Annotated in this window: 17 protein-coding genes; 6 read left to right on the top strand and 11 right to left on the bottom strand. The window is 64.7% G+C overall.

The features are described from left to right. The first annotated feature begins 8 nt into the window (after positions 1-8). On the top strand, positions 9-971 hold the full coding sequence (locus AC2FNY_RS12720; RefSeq protein ID WP_234138897.1) for an NAD(P)-dependent oxidoreductase: 963 nt from the start codon (positions 9-11) through the stop codon (positions 969-971). A gap of 64 nt (positions 972-1035) precedes the next feature. Here AC2FNY_RS12720 and AC2FNY_RS12725 read toward each other — a convergent pair whose 3' ends face one another. Continuing rightward, on the bottom strand, positions 1036-1380 hold the full coding sequence (locus tag AC2FNY_RS12725; RefSeq protein ID WP_234138898.1) for a DUF427 domain-containing protein: 345 nt from the start codon (positions 1378-1380) through the stop codon (positions 1036-1038). A gap of 83 nt (positions 1381-1463) precedes the next feature. After that, positions 1464-3254, bottom strand: a complete 1791-nt coding sequence (locus AC2FNY_RS12730) for an aminopeptidase P family protein (RefSeq protein ID WP_496802686.1) — start codon at positions 3252-3254, stop codon at positions 1464-1466. Positions 3255-3363: 109 nt separating this feature from the next. Between AC2FNY_RS12730 and AC2FNY_RS12735 the strand changes: the two genes are divergently transcribed. After that, positions 3364-3732 carry a hypothetical protein gene (locus tag AC2FNY_RS12735; RefSeq protein WP_234143444.1) on the top strand — a complete coding sequence of 123 codons (369 nt, stop codon included), beginning with the start codon at positions 3364-3366 and terminating at the stop codon, positions 3730-3732. Here the strand turns inward: AC2FNY_RS12735 and AC2FNY_RS12740 are convergent. Beyond that, positions 3710-4921 (bottom strand): alpha/beta hydrolase, encoded by a 1212-nt coding sequence (locus AC2FNY_RS12740; RefSeq protein ID WP_496802687.1) that lies wholly within the window; start codon positions 4919-4921, stop codon positions 3710-3712. The two genes, AC2FNY_RS12735 and AC2FNY_RS12740, sit on opposite strands and share 23 nt — an antisense overlap. Before the next feature lie 6 nt (positions 4922-4927). Next, positions 4928-6118, bottom strand: coding sequence for an alpha/beta hydrolase (locus AC2FNY_RS12745; RefSeq protein WP_496802688.1), 1191 nt, complete (start codon positions 6116-6118; stop codon positions 4928-4930). A 139-nt stretch (positions 6119-6257) separates the two neighbouring features. Here AC2FNY_RS12745 and AC2FNY_RS12750 point away from each other — a divergent pair, with 139 nt between their 5' ends. After that, positions 6258-6434, top strand: coding sequence for a hypothetical protein (locus AC2FNY_RS12750; RefSeq protein ID WP_496802689.1), 177 nt, complete (start codon positions 6258-6260; stop codon positions 6432-6434). A 95-nt stretch (positions 6435-6529) separates the two neighbouring features. On the opposite strand, the gene cobT is transcribed toward AC2FNY_RS12750, so the two are convergent. The 3 genes from cobT to AC2FNY_RS12765 all read right to left on the bottom strand — a co-directional run bounded on the left by cobT (position 6530) and on the right by AC2FNY_RS12765 (position 10342). Beyond that, positions 6530-8407, bottom strand: coding sequence for a cobaltochelatase subunit CobT (gene cobT / locus AC2FNY_RS12755; RefSeq protein WP_234219374.1), 1878 nt, complete (start codon positions 8405-8407; stop codon positions 6530-6532). Positions 8408-8479: 72 nt separating this feature from the next. Beyond that, positions 8480-9466, bottom strand: coding sequence for a cobaltochelatase subunit CobS (cobS, locus tag AC2FNY_RS12760; RefSeq protein WP_496802690.1), 987 nt, complete (start codon positions 9464-9466; stop codon positions 8480-8482). A 255-nt stretch (positions 9467-9721) separates the two neighbouring features. After that, positions 9722-10342: a J domain-containing protein gene (locus tag AC2FNY_RS12765; RefSeq protein ID WP_234138905.1), complete on the bottom strand. Its 621-nt coding sequence runs from the start codon at positions 10340-10342 to the stop codon at positions 9722-9724. Positions 10343-10485: 143 nt separating this feature from the next. Between AC2FNY_RS12765 and AC2FNY_RS12770 the strand changes: the two genes are divergently transcribed. Continuing rightward, positions 10486-10740: a BolA family protein gene (locus tag AC2FNY_RS12770; protein WP_496802691.1), complete on the top strand. Its 255-nt coding sequence runs from the start codon at positions 10486-10488 to the stop codon at positions 10738-10740. On the opposite strand, the gene AC2FNY_RS12775 is transcribed toward AC2FNY_RS12770, so the two are convergent. Both AC2FNY_RS12775 and AC2FNY_RS12780 read right to left on the bottom strand, forming a co-directional pair. Further along, positions 10737-11204: a DUF4177 domain-containing protein gene (locus AC2FNY_RS12775; RefSeq protein WP_234166043.1), complete on the bottom strand. Its 468-nt coding sequence runs from the start codon at positions 11202-11204 to the stop codon at positions 10737-10739. The two genes, AC2FNY_RS12770 and AC2FNY_RS12775, sit on opposite strands and share 4 nt — an antisense overlap. A gap of 128 nt (positions 11205-11332) precedes the next feature. Then, positions 11333-11884, bottom strand: a complete 552-nt coding sequence (locus AC2FNY_RS12780) for a DUF4142 domain-containing protein (protein ID WP_496802692.1) — start codon at positions 11882-11884, stop codon at positions 11333-11335. A 117-nt stretch (positions 11885-12001) separates the two neighbouring features. On the opposite strand from AC2FNY_RS12780, the gene AC2FNY_RS12785 reads away from it, so the two are divergent. Next, positions 12002-12910: a LysR family transcriptional regulator gene (locus AC2FNY_RS12785; protein WP_496802693.1), complete on the top strand. Its 909-nt coding sequence runs from the start codon at positions 12002-12004 to the stop codon at positions 12908-12910. Between the two features lie 220 nt (positions 12911-13130). Here AC2FNY_RS12785 and gatB read toward each other — a convergent pair whose 3' ends face one another. Next, positions 13131-14642 (bottom strand): Asp-tRNA(Asn)/Glu-tRNA(Gln) amidotransferase subunit GatB, encoded by a 1512-nt coding sequence (gene gatB / locus AC2FNY_RS12790; RefSeq protein ID WP_496802694.1) that lies wholly within the window; start codon positions 14640-14642, stop codon positions 13131-13133. A gap of 141 nt (positions 14643-14783) precedes the next feature. Between gatB and AC2FNY_RS12795 the strand changes: the two genes are divergently transcribed. Beyond that, complete coding sequence (locus tag AC2FNY_RS12795) at positions 14784-15647, top strand: NAD-dependent epimerase/dehydratase family protein (RefSeq protein WP_496802695.1); 864 nt, start codon at positions 14784-14786, stop codon at positions 15645-15647. Here the strand turns inward: AC2FNY_RS12795 and AC2FNY_RS12800 are convergent. Continuing rightward, complete coding sequence (locus AC2FNY_RS12800) at positions 15629-16894, bottom strand: hypothetical protein (RefSeq protein ID WP_496802696.1); 1266 nt, start codon at positions 16892-16894, stop codon at positions 15629-15631. The genes AC2FNY_RS12795 and AC2FNY_RS12800 overlap by 19 nt on opposite strands. Between the last annotated feature and the right edge of the window lie 14 nt (positions 16895-16908).

The following is a 16908-nucleotide window of genomic DNA, read 5'->3' on the forward strand; positions in this document are numbered from 1 at the left end:
AGGACGCAATGAAAGTAGGCTTTATCGGACTGGGCAATGTGGGTGGCAAGCTCTCGGGCTCGCTCCTGCGCAATGGCATCGACCTGACGGTGCATGATCTCAACCCCGATCTGGTCGCGGGTTTCGTCTCGCGCGGCGCCAAGGCGGCCGAAGGGCCGGCGCAGATGATGCGCGATTGCGACGCGGTGATCACCTGTCTGCCGTCGCCCGCCGCCAGTGCCGCGGTGATGGAGGAGATGTTGCCCGAGGTCGGACCCGGCAAGATCTGGATGGAAATGTCCACCACCGACGAGGCCGAGGTCAAACGGCTGGGTGAACAGGTGATCGCGCGCGGCGGGGCCGCGGTCGACTGCCCGGTCTCGGGGGGCTGTCACCGGGCCGATACCGGCAATATCTCGATCTTCGCGGGCTGCGACCGGGCCACGTTCGAGCGCATCCTGCCCTTTCTGACCGTCATGGGCCGTCGCATCCTGCATACCGGACCGCTGGGCAGCGCCTCGGTTCTGAAGGTGATGACCAACTATCTGGCCACCGCAAACCTGCTGACCTGCTGCGAGGCGCTGGTGACGATGAAGGCCGCCGGCATGGATCTGAACACCACCTACGAGGCGATCAAGATCAGCTCGGGCACCTCCTTCGTGCACGAGACGGAAAGCCAGGTGATCCTGAACGGCAGTCGCGACATCAACTTCACCATGGACCTGGTGAAAAAGGATATCGGCCTGTTTCAGTCGATTGCCGACCGCACCGGCGTACCGCTGGAAATCTCGCCGCTGATGATCAGCATCTTCGAGGACGGGATCGCCCGCTATGGCATGCGGGCCCAGTCCGACGACATCATCCGCCGCCTGGAAGAGGCGACCGGCCTCGACATCACCGCGCCGGGCTTTCCGCCCGAGATGGTGGACGACGAACCCGAAGAGCCGGGGTACGAGGTGGTTCCGCAGGGGCTTGTGCGCGCGGCAGGCTAAGGGACACGCCCCAAAAGGCATGACGCCGTGCAGGAGCAAGGTCCTGCACGGCGTTTCTTTTCGTTCAGATCTGTTCCACCTTGACGCTGTCGCTCAGCACAAAGGCCAGATGGCCCTTGATCCGCTCCATCGCGGGCAGCGGGTCCTCATAGCTCCAGACCGCGTCCTTGGTCACCGACGAGCGGTTGACGATCGAGTAATAGCTGGCATCGCCCTTGTGCGGGCAATGGGTGGTCTTGTCGCTGCGGTCTAGAAACGCCATGGCGATATCGGCGCGCGGGAAATAGATCACCGGTGGCAGATCGCCCTCGCTCAGTTCCAGCGCGTTGCTGCTTTCGCCCAGGATGGCGCCGCCCGACCGGACGCTCCATTTGCCCGGCGCCTTGCGGATGGTGATGTGATCGCTCATGTTCCGTTTCCTTCCCCGTATCTCGTATCTCGTATTTTTCGGTCCGGCGGCGAGTGTTGCCCCGCCGGTGTAACAGCCGCGTGTCAAAGCGGCGCGGTTGCGGCATCCAACCACATCCGCGTCTCGGCGCCCAGACGTGGACCGATCTTTGCCGCGACGTCGGCATGATAGTCGTTCAGCCAGTCGCGTTCCTCAACCGTCAGCATCTCCGCGACGATCAGCCGCCGATCAATCGGGACATAGGTCAGGGTGCGCCAATTCAGCATGGCGCGCTCTGCGTCGCCACCGGGCAGGGGGGCGGCCTCTTGCACCACCACCAGGTTCTCGATGCGGATGCCGAATGCGCCCTCGCGATAATATCCCGGCTCGTTCGACAGGATCATGCCCGGCTCCAGCGGCACGTGGCTGACCCGTGCCAGCCGCTGCGGCCCCTCATGCACGCTCAGATACGCACCGACGCCGTGCCCGACCCCGTGGTTGAAATCCTGCCCCGCCAGCCACAGCGGCAGGCGCGCCACGCATTCGATATCGCGCCCCGCCAGCCCCACGGGCCAGCGCAGCATGGACATGGCGATCATGCCTTTCAGCACCCGCGTGAAACAGGCTTTCTCCTCGTCCCCCACGGTGCCGATGGCGATGGTGCGGGTGATGTCGGTGGTCCCGTCCAGATACTGGCCGCCGCTGTCCAGCACCAGAAGATGCCCGTCCTCCAGACGGCTGTCGGTCTCCTCGGTCACCCGGTAATGCATGATCGCACCATTGGGCCCGGTGCCCGCGATGGTCTCAAAGCTGATATCCTGCAAGCCGTTATCGCGGCGGCGACAGGTCTCCAACTGGCTGACCACCTGCGTTTCAGTCAGGCTGCCGGGCTCTTGCGCATCGAGCCAGGCCAGCAGGTCCACCATCGCGGCGCCGTCGCGCAGATGCGCCTCGGCGGCGCCTGCGATCTCGGCGGCGTTCTTGCGGGCCTTGGGCAGGGCGCAGGGATCCCCCCCCTTGGCCAGCCGGTGTCCCAGCCGATCTGCGACAATCTGCGGTACCGTGCTCAGGTCAACCCGCACCGGACCTGCCAGTGCCTCTACCGCATCAAGAAACGCATCCGGTTCGTGCTGCGTCACCATCGGCCCTAGATGCTCCTCCAGACCGGTCAGCTTGGCCGCTGCCATGAACAGGTCGACCCGCCCGTCGTCATGCAGGATGGCAAAGCCATGTGCCACCGGGTTGCGCGGAATATCGGCGCCGCGAATGTTCAACAGCCACATGATCGAATCCGGCAGGGTGATCACAGCCGCCTTCTGACCCGCGCTGCGCAGGTCCTCGGCCAGTCGCGCCGCCTTGTCGGCGGCGGCTTCACCTGCGAATTCCAGCGGATGCACCTTGACCGGTTCCATCGGTGGGCTGGGTTGATCCGGCCAGATCCGATCCACCAGATTGTCGCAGCGCACCAATTCGATCCCGCTGCCCTTCAACTCGCTTACCGCGGTGCGGATCTGACCGGCTGCATGCAGCCAGGGATCGAACCCCACACGCCCGCCCTGCGGCAACTGCTTCTTGAGCCAGTCGGTCAGGCTTACATCGGGCCAGGGAACGGGTGTAAAGACATCAGCCACCTGCGCCTTGACCTGAGTACGATAGCGCCCGTCGATGAACACGCCCGCCGCATCCTTGAGCGCGGCGCAGAACCCGGCCGAGCCGGTAAAGCCGGTAAGCCAGGCCAGACGCTCGTCATGGGCGGCGACATATTCGCCCTGATGCGCATCCGCGCGCGGCACCAGGAACCCGCTCAGAGCCTCGGCCTCGATTTCGGCGCGCAGGCGCTCCAGCCGCGGTGGCCCCTGTTCCGGGCGGGCGGTCACCTCGAAGCTCTGGTACATGCTGCGCCTCCGTGTTGCTGTTGCCGCGAAAGGTGCGGCGTGGAACCGGAAATGTCCAGCACCTCCGCGACGCTCTTGTGATGCGCGCGACTTGGCCTATCATGCCGGCATGATCCGTTTGCCTGCCCTGATTGTCCTTGCCAGCCTTGCCCTGCCGCTTGCCGCGCAGGAGGAAAAGCGGCCAACACCCGAGATCGCCCGCCGCAATGCGGCCGATGCCATCGGCAAGAAGCTTGCAAACCCGGCAAACCCCGGACAGGCGCGGGTCTCGCGGCTTGTCAAGCAAGGCGATACGATCAAGCTTTGCGCCACGTCGGATGCCCGCAATGCCCGAGGTACCTATATCGGTCGCGACTATTGGGAGGTCACGCTCAGCGCGGATGGCGAGACCGTATTGAGGACCCGGAACGTTACCGGCCTGTTGTCCCACTGTTATGGGGCCGATTACAAACCCTTCAGGGAAATGTTGGGCGAGTGACCCCTTGGGCGGGCGACCGTTCCCGTTCCCCAAGGAAACCCAACAAGGTCGATTGATACTCGTCCCAGACCGCATTGCCCGGTATCGGGATGTGGTTGGCGGTTTCCAGCACCATCAGTTCGGCCCCTGGAATGCCAGCCGCCAGTTTCTGTGCCTCGGACAGCGGATGCACAGTGTCATGCCGGGCATGGATGATCAGGGTCGGGCATCGCACCTGGGGCAACAGCGGCAACAGCGAGACATCGTGGATCGCCGCCCGAACCTTCAGCATGGTCTCGCGCGACGAAGCATTGATCATGTTGCGCGCCATGTCGTGGATCGCCTCCAGCGGACCTTCGGGAAAATAGCTCAGCATCATCGCCGAGACGAAACTGATCTCCTGCGCGGCCCAGCCCTCGGTGACCAGCGATTGCATTACGTCGGACTTCAGTTCGGGGTTTCGCCGCCCGCGCCCCTCTGCATAGCCGCCGACAATCGCCAGTCGGCTGACCCGCTCGGGGTACTTGACCGCAAAGCGCAGCGCCGACAGAACCCCGCCGGATTCGCTGTAGAGCGCGAACCGTTCGAACCCCGCCGCATCCGCTGCCAGCTTCAGGTTCTCGGCCAGGGTATCGAACGAGAATTCCTCCAGCGCCCGGTCCGACCGCCCGAACCCGATCGGATCGAAACGCAGCAGGCTGTGGTGTTCCGAGATTGCATCGAACATCGCCCGTTCCGAGGGCGTGTTCCACTCTGCTTCCAGATCGGTGGTGTTGTAGCCGCCGCGCACCACCGGTGGGCCGGCTCCGATGACGGCATAGGCCAGAGACTTCCCCTCCGCCGTGCGTGTGTACCGGATGCGCTGCACCATGGGGGCAGGCCGGGGCAGGGCAGGCGGCGTGTCCGCCGTCACCTCGGCCACGAATTTCAGCCCCCGCCGGGCGATGGTACGGATGATCCGTTGCGCCTTGCCATCGTCACCCACCGCCTTGCGTGCCGCCGCGATGCGGGCGCTGATCGCGCTTTCCGAGACGATGCGCCCGTTCCAGACCTCGGCCAGGATTTCATCTCGGGTCACCAGCCGTCCGGGATTGCGCGCCAGCAGGTGTAACAGGTCGAACACCTGCGGCTCGACGGCAATCTCCTCGGCGTCCCGAACCAGCGTCAACTCGTCGGTATCCAGCAGGCAATTGGCGAAAGCATAGCGCATGGCGGTCTAGCCCACCCCCGCCGCAAGGAACCGGGTCAGCGTTTCCAGGTAGGTGTCATAGGCCGCATTGCCCTGCCAGGGAATGTGATTGGCGCAGTCGAGCACCACCATTTCCGCATCCGCGATGCCAGCGGCCAGCTTGCGGGCCTCGGAGAGTGGATGAACCGCATCGTGGCGGGAATGCAGGATCAGCGTCGGACAAGTGATCCGTGACAGGAAGTCCAGGCTCGAATGATGATTGATCACGTGGCGGTGGCGCAGGTCATGTTCCCTGGTCGCCGAATCCAGCATCATCCGGGCATAGGCCCGGACGGAGTCCAATGGCCCTTCGGGCTGATATGCCAGCAAGAAGGCTTCGAAAAAGGTGCTATCCGACCGCGACCGCGCGGTTTGCAACATGGCTTGCAAGGGTTCGGCCTCCTTGCCATCCGCATTGTCGCGCACCGCGCGCCCTTCGGCATAGGCGCCCATCATGGCCAGACGGGTTACGCGTTCAGGGTGATGCGCTGCGATGTAAAGGCCCTGAGCACAACCACCGGATTGGGAATAGAGCGCGAACCGGTCGAGCCCCAGCGCGTCGGCAAGGCACAGGACATCTTCGGCCTGCTCATCAATCGTGGACCGATCGGACCGGGGGTCGGATTGCCCCGAACCAATGGCGTCGAACCGGATCAGCGCGTTCTGGCGTGACAAGGCTTCGAAACGGTGACGTTCGAATGGCAGCCGCCACTCCGCTGCTATATCCGAACGTGTTTGGCCGAGCAGGATCACAGGAGGGCCGGCACCCGAAACCGAATAGGCCATGGAATGCCCGGTGGGCAGGATGATGTAACGAATGCGCGGCTCGTCTGTCCTGTCCCCGGTCGCCATGGGGGCGGTCTCGTGGGTTCGTTCCGTGACCTCGGTCACCATCTGCAACCCCCGCCGGGCGATTGTACGGATGACCCGCTGTGCCTTGCCGTCGTCGCCTACGGCTTTGCGCGCGGCGGCGATGCGGGCGCTGATGGCGCTTTCCGAGACGATGCGCCCGTTCCAGACCTCGGCCAGGATTTCGTCACGGGTGACCAGCTGCCCGGCATTGCGCGCCAGCAGGTGCAGCAGGTCGAATACCTGCGGCTCGACGGCAACCGGCGCATCGCCCCGCATCAAGACATGCCGCCCGGTATCCAGAACGCAATCGCGAAACACATAGCGCATGGTGAATTAACACCCCGCTTTCGGTGTTTCGGCAAGCCCCAAGCAAAAAATAAGGATTCAGGCAGGGGTTTCCCAAGGCTGTCTGAAAGCGCCGCGCGCCCGACGCTGCCATTCTGGAAACACAACAAGGAGACCTGACATGATCCTGCATACCGATACCGCGCTTCTCAGCCACCGCCCCGTCCACCTGCAACTGCAGAGTGAGGAAGAAAGGATGGCCGCCCGATACGTGACACCGCGCCGGACTGCGAAAGCTTGGCGGGCAGGACGGATCGCCCGACTGTTCGCCTTTCGGCGTCTTGTCAGCCTGTCTTGACGGGCTGTGGGGGGAGACGGACCCTGTGCTTCTTTCTGGTCGGAAATACTCCCGCCGGAGGCGCCCGAAAGCAAGGCAGGCGCCACCGATCCGGGTCAGCTGGCGCGTTTCATGCCCATCACCCGCGCGCGCGCGCGCGGGTCGCTGTCAAAGAGCGCCGCCAGCTGCTCGGTCATGGCACCGGCCAGCTGCTCGACATCGGTGATCGTCACCGCGCGCTGGTAATAGCGGGTCACGTCATGGCCGATACCGATGGCCAGCAGTTCGACCTGCTTGCGCTTTTCCACCATGGCGATCACGTCGCGCAGGTGTTTTTCCAGGTAATTCGCCGGGTTCACACTCAGGGTGGAATCGTCCACCGGCGCCCCGTCCGAGATCACCATCAGGATCTTGCGCTGCTCGCGGCGGCCCAGCATCCGGCGATGCGCCCATTCCAGCGCCTCGCCGTCGATGTTTTCCTTCAAGAGGCCCTCTTTCATCATCAGGCCCAGGTTCTGCCGTGTGCGCCGCATCGGCGCGTCGGCGGCCTTGTAGATGATGTGGCGCAGGTCATTGAGGCGACCGGGCTGCTGCGGGCGGCCTTCGTTCAGCCAGGCCTCGCGCGCCAGCCCGCCCTTCCAGGCGCGGGTGGTAAAGCCCAGGATCTCGACCTTGACGTTGCAGCGTTCCAGCGTGCGCGCCAGCACATCGGCGCAGATCGCCGCGATCGAGATCGGGCGTCCCCGCATCGAGCCCGAGTTATCCAAGAGCAGCGTCACCACCGTATCACGGAACTCGGTATCCTTCTCCACCTTGAACGACAGCGGCGTGGTCGGGTTGGCCACGACCCGCGCCAGTCGGCCGGCATCCAGAATGCCCTCTTCGCGGTCAAATTCCCAGCTGCGGTTCTGCTGCGCCTGAAGGCGGCGTTGCAGCTTGTTGGCAAGGCGCGACACCGCGCCTTTCAGCGGCTCCAGCTGCTGGTCGAGATAGGCGCGCAGCCGCTCCAGCTCGGCCGGTTCGGCCAGCTCCTCGGCGGCGATCTCCTCGTCATGGGTATCGAGATAGACCTTGTAATTCGGATCGGCCTCCGAGGCGGGCGGCGGCGGGGGCGGCTCCAGCGGCGCCTCGCCATCGGGCATCTCGGTCTCTTCGGCCAGCTCCTCGTCGGCCAGCTCGTCCATCGAGACCTGGGCCTGGCTTTCGTCCTGCTGCTGTTCCTGGCTCTGCTCGGGATCGGCGTCGGCGTCCTGATCGTCTTGGTCGTCCTGGCCGGTGCTGTCGGGATCGGGCTGCTCGTCGGCGTCGTCCTCGGCCTGATCCTCCTGATCCTCGTCCATCTCGTCCGGGTCATCGCCCAGCTGGTCGCCATAGCCCAGGTCCTTGATCACCTGGCGGGCGAACTTGGCGAATTCGGCCTGATCGGAGAGGATATCGCTCAGGTTTTCCAGCGTGCCACCGGCCTGTTCCTCGATAAAGCCGCGCCACAGGTTCATCACATTGGCGGCTGCCGGGGGCAGGTCGCGCCCGGTGGCCAGATGCCGCACCAGATAGCCCGCCGCCACCGGCAGCGGTGCCTCGGAGGGCTGCTTGCACTGGTCATAGCCGCGCCGCAGCGCCTCATGCGTGATCTTCACGTCGATGTTGGACGCGGTGCCGGGCATGTCGCGGGCGCCCATCGCCTCGCAGCGGGCGGTCTCCATCGCCTCGTAAAGATCGCGCGCCATGTCGCCCGGCGGGGCATAGCGGCTGTGGGTGGCGTCGTCGTGATAGCGGCGATAGAGCGCCAGCGCATCCGCCGTGCCGCGCGCCAGCAACACCTCGTCGCGGGTCATCCGGCGGCTGACCTGGGGCAGGCGCATGGCGTCGCCGCTGACGCCCGAGGGGTCGACCGTATAGCTGACCGACAGATCCGGGTCGTCGGCCATCACCTTGGTCGCCTCGGCCAGCGCCTTCTTGAACGGATCGGCGGGATTGTCGGTCGGTTTGCTCATGTCACTTCGGTCCTGCAAACAGGCGGTCGCGTCCCATGGTGGGCAGCAAGGCGGATATGGCGGCCGCCCGGATCACCCCAGGCTCGTGCTTGCCGCGCTTTCGGGCAGTTCCTCGTCGAAACAGCGCTGATAGAACTCGGCCACTGTCTGGCGCTCCAGCTCGTCGCATTTGTTGAGGAAGGTCAGCCGGAAGGCATAGCCCACATCGCGGAAGATCTCGGCATTCTGCGCCCAGTTGATCACGGTCCGGGGCGACATCACGGTCGACAGATCACCGTTCATGAAGGCGGTCCGGGTCAGGTCGGCCACGGTCACCATCTGGCTGACCTGCTTGCGGCCCTTCTCGGTGTTGTAATGCGGCGCCTTGCTGAGCACGATCATCGTTTCGGCGTCATGGCTGAGATAGTTCAGCGTCGCCACCAGCGACCAGCGGTCCATCTGGGCTTGGTTGATCTGCTGGGTGCCGTGATAGAGGCCGGTGGTGTCGCCCAGTCCCACCGTGTTGGCGGTGGCGAACAGGCGGAAAAAGGGGTTCGGCGTGATGATCTCGTTCTGGTCCAGCAGGGTCAGCTTGCCGTCATGTTCCAGCACCCGCTGGATCACGAACATCACGTCGGCGCGGCCCGCGTCGTATTCGTCGAACACGATGGCCACCGGGTTGCGCAGCGCCCAGGGCAGGATACCTTCGTGGAACTCGGTAACCTGCTTGCCGTCGCGCAGCTTGATCGCATCCTTGCCGATCAGGTCGATCCGGCTGATATGGCTGTCGAGGTTGACGCGCACGCAGGGCCAGTTCAGCCGCGCGGCGACCTGTTCGATATGGGTCGATTTGCCGGTGCCGTGATAGCCCTGCACCATGACGCGGCGGTTGTGGCTGAAGCCCGCCAGAATGGCCAGCGTGGTATCGGGATCGAACTTGTAGGTCTGATCGATCTCGGGCACCCGGTCGCTGCGCTCGGCAAAGCCCTTGACCACCATCGGCGTGTCGATGCCAAAGACTTCGCGGACGGAAATCTCCTCGGTGGGTTTTGCGTTCATCGGGATCGTTCCGTCAGCCATACCAATCGTCCTTATCGCCTTGCCGCGCCGCGTCGGGGCGGGCCAATCTTGTCGGGGTGCACCATATCGCCCCCAGCCGCAAGGAAAAGGCGAAAAGCGCCGCGCGGGCGCTTTTTGCCGTCACGATCTCGGGGGCATCAGTCGAGCAGTGCCGCGCGCATCCGAATGAGCCCTATCGACGGATTGTCACGGCCGTATCACGCCCCCAACGCGCGGACAGGCGCTGATGGGGCCGGTCGGCGCCGGAGCCGGCGCCTATTTGAAGTTCCGGCTGTCCTTGATCTGGTCCCAGGCCCAGACCACCTCTTGCAACTGCTCTTCCTGGCTGCGGTCGCCGCCGTTCATGTCCGGGTGCAGCACCTTGATGAGCTTCTTGTAGGCGGCGCGCACCTCGGCCTTGGTCCAGCTGTCCTTGGCTTCGAGAATCTCGATGGCGCGGCGCTCGGTCGGCGGCAGGCGGCGGCCGGTATTGACGCGGCCCGGATTCTGGGTGGCGTTGGCCCCCAGAACCTGATGCGGGTCCTCGATGCCCAGCCGTGCCCAGGCGCGCGCCTCGGGGTCGGTCATCGGCCGCGTCTTGCGTTCCCACACCTTGTCCTTGGACATTTGCGCGTTCATCTCGGCCTCGGTGGTGCCGTCGAAGAAGTTCCATTTCTGGTTATATTCGCGCACATGCTGCTGGCAGAACCAGAAATAGTCGTCCAGCACATCGGGGGCCTTGGGCGCGCGGAACTTGCCCGCCTCGGTGCAACCCTCGTGCTCGCAGACCCGGACCGAGGTTTCGGACGCGCCCGACATGCCCCGGCGCCCGCGCGGGTTCTTTTTCTTGGCGGAAGAGACGGACATATCGAATCCGAACGGATCTGATTTGCTCATGGCGGGCCCTTTCGGTTGCGGCTTCTCGACTCGGAGGCAGGAGTTTAGTCTAAGTGACGCCAGATAGAAGAGGGCGGCGGCAAGAAAATCGCGGCCGCGCGGAAAAGAGCGCAGATTGCGCGGGAATGTGAGGGCAGACGGGCATGACGATCGCAGAGGAAATGCGCGCAAGGTTGCAGGCGGCATTCGCGCCGACCGAGCTGGAGGTGGTGGACGACAGCGAAAGCCATCGCGGCCACGCCGGATTTCGCGAGGGCGGTCAGAGCCATTTCAACATCCGCATCCGTGCCGCCGCCTTTGCCGGGCAAAGCCGGGTGGCGCGGCACCGTGCGGTGCATCAGGCGCTGGGCGATATCGTGCCGCGCATCCATGCGCTGGCACTGGATATCGGCACCTAGTCCTTCTCGGCCTTGGCCTCGGGCTCTGTGCTGGCGGCGTCCGTGGTCTTGGCGCCATGCATCGGCGGATCGTTGACCGGCGCCGCGATGGGCGCGGGCGCGCGGCGATCCGCCTCGGACGGGCCGGGTACGGGCCGGGCCAGCGGCGGGCTGTCGGCACTCAGGGGCGCGGTCGCCTCGGCCACGGGCTCTGCCGCGACCTCGGCCTCGGGCAATACTTCGGGACCTGCGGGCAGGGGGCGGCGGAACACCAGCACGTTGCGCCAGTTGGTGGTCGAGCCGGTCAGGCCCGAGCGCTCCTCGCTGGGCAGCAACTCGGCCCGCTGATATTCCCAGCCCTCGGCGGCCAGTTGGTTCAGCGCCTGTTCCACCGACAGCGCGAACCGCGCCGGCGCGGTCTTGACGCCCTTGGCCTTGATGCCCTTCTCCGGGGCGGGGACAACCTTGTATTCGTAGCGGATCATGCTCAGAGCCTCTTTGGATCGCGCGCAGACTACTCCAGGCGGATGCAAAAAGACCAGAGGTGCCGGACAGGACAGCGACGTCCCGCCGGCACCACCTGAGCGTGGGCAGGAGCGCGCGCGCCAGGGGGTTACTCCAGAGCGACACCCAGTGTTTCGGCGGCGTCCAGGTTCATTTGCAGGTGATGCTGAAAGGCAGGCAGCACCGCATCGAAATGCGCCTTCAGCTCGGGGCTGTCGGCGCTGGGCAAGAGCAATCCCTCGACCGCGCTGATGGCAGCGGTGTGAAAGGCGATCTCGTGGCGCAGATAGGCGGCATCGAACTCGGCGCCTTCCAGCTTGTGCAGGCTCAGGATCACCGCGTCATGGTCGCGCGCCGCGTCGATGCGTGCCGGCGGCAGTTCCGGGGTCACGCCGATGCTGGCGGCCAGCTCATGCGCCGCCGCGCGCACGCCGGTATGGTCCGACGACACCATGGCACCGATGGCGCGCACCTCGTCCGAGACGCCTTTGAGCTGCCCCAGCAGCGCGGTTTCTATGTCGAAACTGTTGACCTGGGAATAAATGCCAAGGATCTGCGCGTCGCTCAGGTCCCCAGCCATTGCCCCACCGGTTGTCACGGCCAGCATCAGTGCCGCGCCCGAAATCTGGCCCAAGAGCTTGTTCCGAAAATCAAATGCCATTTCATTGTCCCTTCTGTTTGGCTTTCCCCGGCACTGTCGCTCTGGCTGCTTCAAAAGAGAAATTGCATTAATGGATATCATTGATAGATTTTGTGTATTAATCGGGCGGGGTTCGGCATGAAACTCAGACAGATCGAATTTGTGGTGACAGTGGCGCGCGAGCAATCGTTCAGCCGGGCCGCCGATCTCTGCCACGCGACCCAGCCCAGCTTGTCCAGCGCGGTGGCGCAGATCGAGGAGGAACTGGGCGCCAAACTCTTTGCCCGGACCACACGCAAGGTGACGCTGACCCCGTTCGGGCGGCATATCCTGCCCCATCTCGAAAGCGTCCTGTCTGCGCGTGACGAGGTCACAGCTGCCGCCGCCGCCTTTCACAACCCGGCGCGCAAACTGCTGCGGTTGGGATTTTCGCCGCTGGTGGACATGCGGATGCTGACTGGCGTGACCGATCCGTTCTGCCGCCTGCACCAAGGGGTCGAGGTGTTTTTCAAGGAATGTCTTCTGGACGATCTGGCCGGGCGGCTGGAGAGCGGTGCCATCGACCTGACGATCCTGCCGCGCGACAGTGTCCCGGACGGCATGCAACAGGCACCATTCTATTCCGATCCGCTCTATTACCTGCCGCAATCGGGCCACTCGGCCGAGCCGCCTGCGGCCCTGTATCTGGCCCATCTGCCCCAGGATCCGGTCATCATGACAGCGGGCGGGTGCGGTCTCAATCGCTCGCTCGAAGTGCTGTTCGAGGCCGAAGGCATCTCACCGCCCGCCTATCCGGGCTATGCGCTCAGCTATCAGGTGATCCAGGAATGGACCTGGCTGGGGCTGGGGGCGGGGATTTTGCCCCGGGCCAAGCTGCTGGCCGATGCCACGAGCGCGGTTCCGCTGCTGCGCGCCGACGGCGCTCCGGCCCGGTTCGAATATGTCTGGGCATGGTCAGGCACCGGGCGACCGGCCGATCACGTGGTGGCGTTTCTGGATCACGTCCGCGATCAGAGAGTGAAACCGGTGGAGAGCAAGGTGGGTTGATCCGCTCCGTACCCCCTTGCTGTATCCGTTGGCGCAGCAAAAAGGGCGCCCGAGGGCGCCCTTGATCTCCGGTGCAAAACGGTCAATCCGGGGTTTGGACCGCGTACAAAACGGTCAAAACCTTGTACAGATCACAAGCCCAGCTTGGCCGTGGCCAGATCCTAGACGGCCTTGGCGCGCGCTCGCACGATCCCTTGGATCATGCTGCCGCGCGGGTGTGTCAGCCATTCAGTTTCTTCGAAACCATCTGGTTGACGACACCCGGATTGGCCTTGCCGCCGGTGGCCTTCATCACCTGACCCACGAACCAGCCCGCCAGTTTCGGGTTCACCTTGGCCTTTTCCACCTGCGCCGGGTTGGCGGCGATGATCTCGTCCAGCGCGGCCTCGATGGCGCCGGTGTCGGTCACCTGCTTCATGCCACGTTTCTCAACGATTTCGGCGGGATCGCCACCTTCGGTATAGACGATCTCGAACAGGTCCTTGGCAATCTTGCCCGAGATCGCATCCGACGCGATCAGGTCGATGATGCCGCCCAGCTGCGCCGGGCTGACCGGGCTGTCGGTGATATCGTGGTCCTCTTTCTTCAGCCGTCCGAACAACTCGTTGATGACCCAGTTGGCCGCCAGCTTGCCGTTGCGGCCCTTGGCCACTTCCTCGAAATAAGCGGCCGATTCCACCTCGGCGGTCAGCACCGATGCGTCATAGTCGGTCAGGCCGAAATCCTTGATAAAGCGTGCCTTTTTGTCGTCCGGCAGTTCGGGCAGGTTGGCCGCGATATCGTCGACCCAGGCCTGCTCGATCTCCAGCGGCAGCAGGTCGGGATCGGGGAAGTAGCGGTAATCATGCGCCTCTTCCTTGGACCGCATCGAGCGGGTCTCGTTCTTGTCCGGGTCATAGAGCCGGGTTTCCTGATCCACCTTGCCGCCCGCCTCGACAATGGCGATCTGGCGGCGCGCCTCATATTCGATGGCCGCCTGGATGAAGCGCATCGAGTTCATGTTCTTGATCTCGCAACGCGTGCCCAGATGCGAAAAGTCCTGTGTTTCCTGATACTTCTCATAGGCGCCCGGACGGCAGATCGACACGTTCACATCGGCCCGCAGGTTGCCGTTCTGCATGTTGCCGTCGCAGGTGCCCAGATAGCGCAGGATCTGGCGCAGCTTGGCGATATAGGCGGCGGCCTCTTCGGGGCCACGGATATCGGGACGGCTGACGATCTCCATCAGGCAGACGCCGGTCCGGTTCAGGTCGACAAAGGACATGTTCGGATCCATGTCATGGATCGACTTGCCCGCGTCCTGTTCCATGTGGATACGTTCGATCCGGACCCGGCGCGCGGTGCCGTCTCCCATCTCGACCAGCACTTCGCCTTCGCCCACAATGGGATGATAAAGCTGGGAGATCTGGTATCCCTGTGGCAGGTCGGGGTAGAAATAGTTCTTGCGGTCAAAGGCCGATTTCAGGTTGATCTCGGCCTTCAGCCCCAGCCCGGTGCGCACCGCCTGTTCGACGCAGAATTCGTTGATGACAGGCAGCATGCCCGGCATCGCCGCATCCACGAAAGAGACGTTGGAATTGGGCTCGGCGCCAAAAGCGGTCGAGGCGCCCGAGAACAGTTTCGCCTGCGACGCGACCTGAGCATGCACCTCCATGCCGATCACCAGTTCCCAGTCGTGCTTGGCACCGGCGATGGTCTTGGGTTTGGGGGTCTCGAAGGTCAGGTCCAGCATGGGTGTGCCTCTTGTCCGCTTGGTTCAAACCGCCTTCTAGGCGCGTGCGCGGCGTTGGGCAAGGGGGCACGGGGAAAGGGGCTTGATCTCAACCATGGTTGAGGCGGCAGGTTGGGACGAATCCAGAAGGGAGGCACGGAAATGAAGCTGTTTGTGACAGGGGCCAGCGGGTTGGTCGGGGGGGCGGTTCTGCGCGCTGGCGTCGCGGCGGGGCACCAGGTGACCGGGCTGGCCCGGTCCGGCCACGCGGCCGCGCAGGTAGAGGGTGACGGAGGGCAGGTCCGTCGCGGCGATCTGCGTCAACCCGAGGTCTGGGCGGCAGAGGCGGTGGCGGCGGATGCCATCATCCATGCCGCGGCCACATTCGGCCCGGATATGGGCGAAGTTGACCGCGCCGCGATGGAGGCACTGGTAACGGCAGCGCGCCGGGCCGGGCGCCGTCCGCGCCTGATTTATACAGGCGGCATATGGCTTTACGGCGATACCGGCGGGCAGGTCAGGGATGAAACCGCGCCCTTTGATCCTGCCACGCCCTGGGGCTGGATGCTTGATACCGTGGCGATGCTCAAGGCCAGCGATGCCACCGATCTGGCAGTGCTGCATCCGGGTGCGGTCTATGATAGCAACGCGGGTGGCATGCTGGAACGGTTCCACGCGCCCGAGGTCGAGATCCTGGGCGACCCGGCGATCCGCTGGCCACTGGTGCATGCCGATGACCTGGCACAAGCCTATCTGCTGCTGGCGGGGCTGCCGGGGCAGGGCGGAGATTTCCTCGCCACCGCCGAACCGGGCCGCCCGGTGGGCGAGATCGCGCGCGCCATCGCCGGGCCGGATGCGTCTATCAGGGTGCTGGACCGGGCCGAGGCCTTGGTGCGTTATGGCGACAGCGCCTTGGGGCCGATGCTGGATCAAAGGCTGGCTGCACCGCGCCTGACCGCGCTGGGCTGGCGCCCCCGGTTCGACGATGTCACCCGAAGCGGGGAACCTCAGGCGCCGTGCAGCTGAGGCCCCTCGGGCGTGAAAACGACCCGGTTGCCCTCGCGGATCTCGTCGCGGAACAGATTGGCGATGACCTGCAGGGCATCGGCCCGACCGCGCGCGGCGAACCGGCTGGGTGAACTGACGCGCATGTTGTTGTCGAAGCCATCGGCGGCATGCGCCCAGATCATCGGATGCACTTCGGTCAGGTGGTCGCGGATCAACCAGTCGGCCGCGTTGCAGATACGGATGCGGTTCAGATCCGCTTCTTCATGCAGGCCAAGATTGCCGCGCAGGGTCACCGCGCAATAGGACGCCAGCATGTTGATGGTCTCTTGCTCGGGGCGGGCGCGCACGATGTCCCGCAACCCGTCGACAAAGAAGTCGACATCGACGCGGGCACAGGCCTCTTCATCCTGGGCGATGGCGTCCAGGCTGACCCAAGTATAACCGCCGGCGCCCCAGATATCCTGTGTCCGCGCGGCGGTCCGGCGGGCCTCCAGTTCCAATTCCGCGTAGGAGCCGAACCAGCGCGGCAACAGGTGGTTGCCCAGCGCGCGCATGTGGCGGGGATTGTACGGATCGAGGTCGATCAGTGCCTCGTAGGAATCCGCGACCCTGCGTTGCGGCGTCCGGCGACCGGCCAGCAAGGCGCAGCAGGCCGATTGCAGGACCGGGCTGTCCATCCTGACGCCGCACCAGGGTGACAGGATCTCGATGGCGCGGTCGAAATGCGCGGCGCATTTCTCGCGGTGGAGTCGGGGCACGATCGTGTCCCATCCGGTGCCGCGCCAGGCCCAGGCCAGGTCGATATGGGTCAGCGCCACGATCAGCGCGATATAGGGATCGTCGGCATGATCCTGACGCACGAATTCCAGCGCCCGGATCCCGTTGATCAACGGGGCCTGATCGGTGCGATGGCTGTCCATCAGCGCCTCTTCGACGGCCAGCACCACGTCGGACCGGGCACCAAAGGCCAGCAGGTCGGCAACCGGGGTCCCGCCCGGCGTGGCTTCGCGAGTGGCATCGGCGGCGCGGATTTCATCCGACAGGTCCTGCCAGCGCTCTTGCCGGGCCAGGAACTGGCCATGAGCGCGCAGCCTGGCGCGGATGTCTTCGTCCTGTCCGTGCTCGGCGATCGGGATCGACAGGAAATCTTCGAGCCGGATCGGAGGGCGCGGTTCTGTCTGAGCCGAGAAGTCGACCGCGCGACCGAACAGTCGCGCGGTCAGATCAGGCAAAGAACTCAGAACGGTGCGGGATCTTTTCAGCATACTGATTAATGCTT

The sequence above is a fragment of the Ruegeria sp. BHSC223 genome (assembly GCF_059613025.1).

Bases quoted from the DNA above. Each gene is read 5' to 3' on its own strand.
- AC2FNY_RS12795 (WP_496802695.1), top strand. From the start codon at position 14,784: ATGAAGCTGTTTGTGACAGGGGCCAGCGGGTTGGTCGGGGGGGCGGTT.
- AC2FNY_RS12725 (WP_234138898.1), bottom strand. From the start codon at position 1,380: ATGAGCGATCACATCACCATCCGCAAGGCGCCGGGCAAATGGAGCGTC.
- cobT (WP_234219374.1), bottom strand. From the start codon at position 8,407: ATGAGCAAACCGACCGACAATCCCGCCGATCCGTTCAAGAAGGCGCTG.
- AC2FNY_RS12800 (WP_496802696.1), bottom strand. From the start codon at position 16,894: ATGCTGAAAAGATCCCGCACCGTTCTGAGTTCTTTGCCTGATCTGACC.
- AC2FNY_RS12780 (WP_496802692.1), bottom strand. From the start codon at position 11,884: ATGGCATTTGATTTTCGGAACAAGCTCTTGGGCCAGATTTCGGGCGCG.
- gatB (WP_496802694.1), bottom strand. From the start codon at position 14,642: ATGCTGGACCTGACCTTCGAGACCCCCAAACCCAAGACCATCGCCGGT.
- AC2FNY_RS12775 (WP_234166043.1), bottom strand. From the start codon at position 11,204: ATGATCCGCTACGAATACAAGGTTGTCCCCGCCCCGGAGAAGGGCATC.
- AC2FNY_RS12745 (WP_496802688.1), bottom strand. From the start codon at position 6,118: ATGCGCTATGTGTTTCGCGATTGCGTTCTGGATACCGGGCGGCATGTC.
- cobS (WP_496802690.1), bottom strand. From the start codon at position 9,466: ATGGCTGACGGAACGATCCCGATGAACGCAAAACCCACCGAGGAGATT.
- AC2FNY_RS12750 (WP_496802689.1), top strand. From the start codon at position 6,258: ATGATCCTGCATACCGATACCGCGCTTCTCAGCCACCGCCCCGTCCAC.
- AC2FNY_RS12770 (WP_496802691.1), top strand. From the start codon at position 10,486: ATGACGATCGCAGAGGAAATGCGCGCAAGGTTGCAGGCGGCATTCGCG.
- AC2FNY_RS12735 (WP_234143444.1), top strand. From the start codon at position 3,364: ATGATCCGTTTGCCTGCCCTGATTGTCCTTGCCAGCCTTGCCCTGCCG.
- AC2FNY_RS12720 (WP_234138897.1), top strand. From the start codon at position 9: ATGAAAGTAGGCTTTATCGGACTGGGCAATGTGGGTGGCAAGCTCTCG.
- AC2FNY_RS12785 (WP_496802693.1), top strand. From the start codon at position 12,002: ATGAAACTCAGACAGATCGAATTTGTGGTGACAGTGGCGCGCGAGCAA.
- AC2FNY_RS12730 (WP_496802686.1), bottom strand. From the start codon at position 3,254: ATGTACCAGAGCTTCGAGGTGACCGCCCGCCCGGAACAGGGGCCACCG.
- AC2FNY_RS12765 (WP_234138905.1), bottom strand. From the start codon at position 10,342: ATGAGCAAATCAGATCCGTTCGGATTCGATATGTCCGTCTCTTCCGCC.
- AC2FNY_RS12740 (WP_496802687.1), bottom strand. From the start codon at position 4,921: ATGCGCTATGCTTTCGCCAATTGCCTGCTGGATACCGACGAGTTGACG.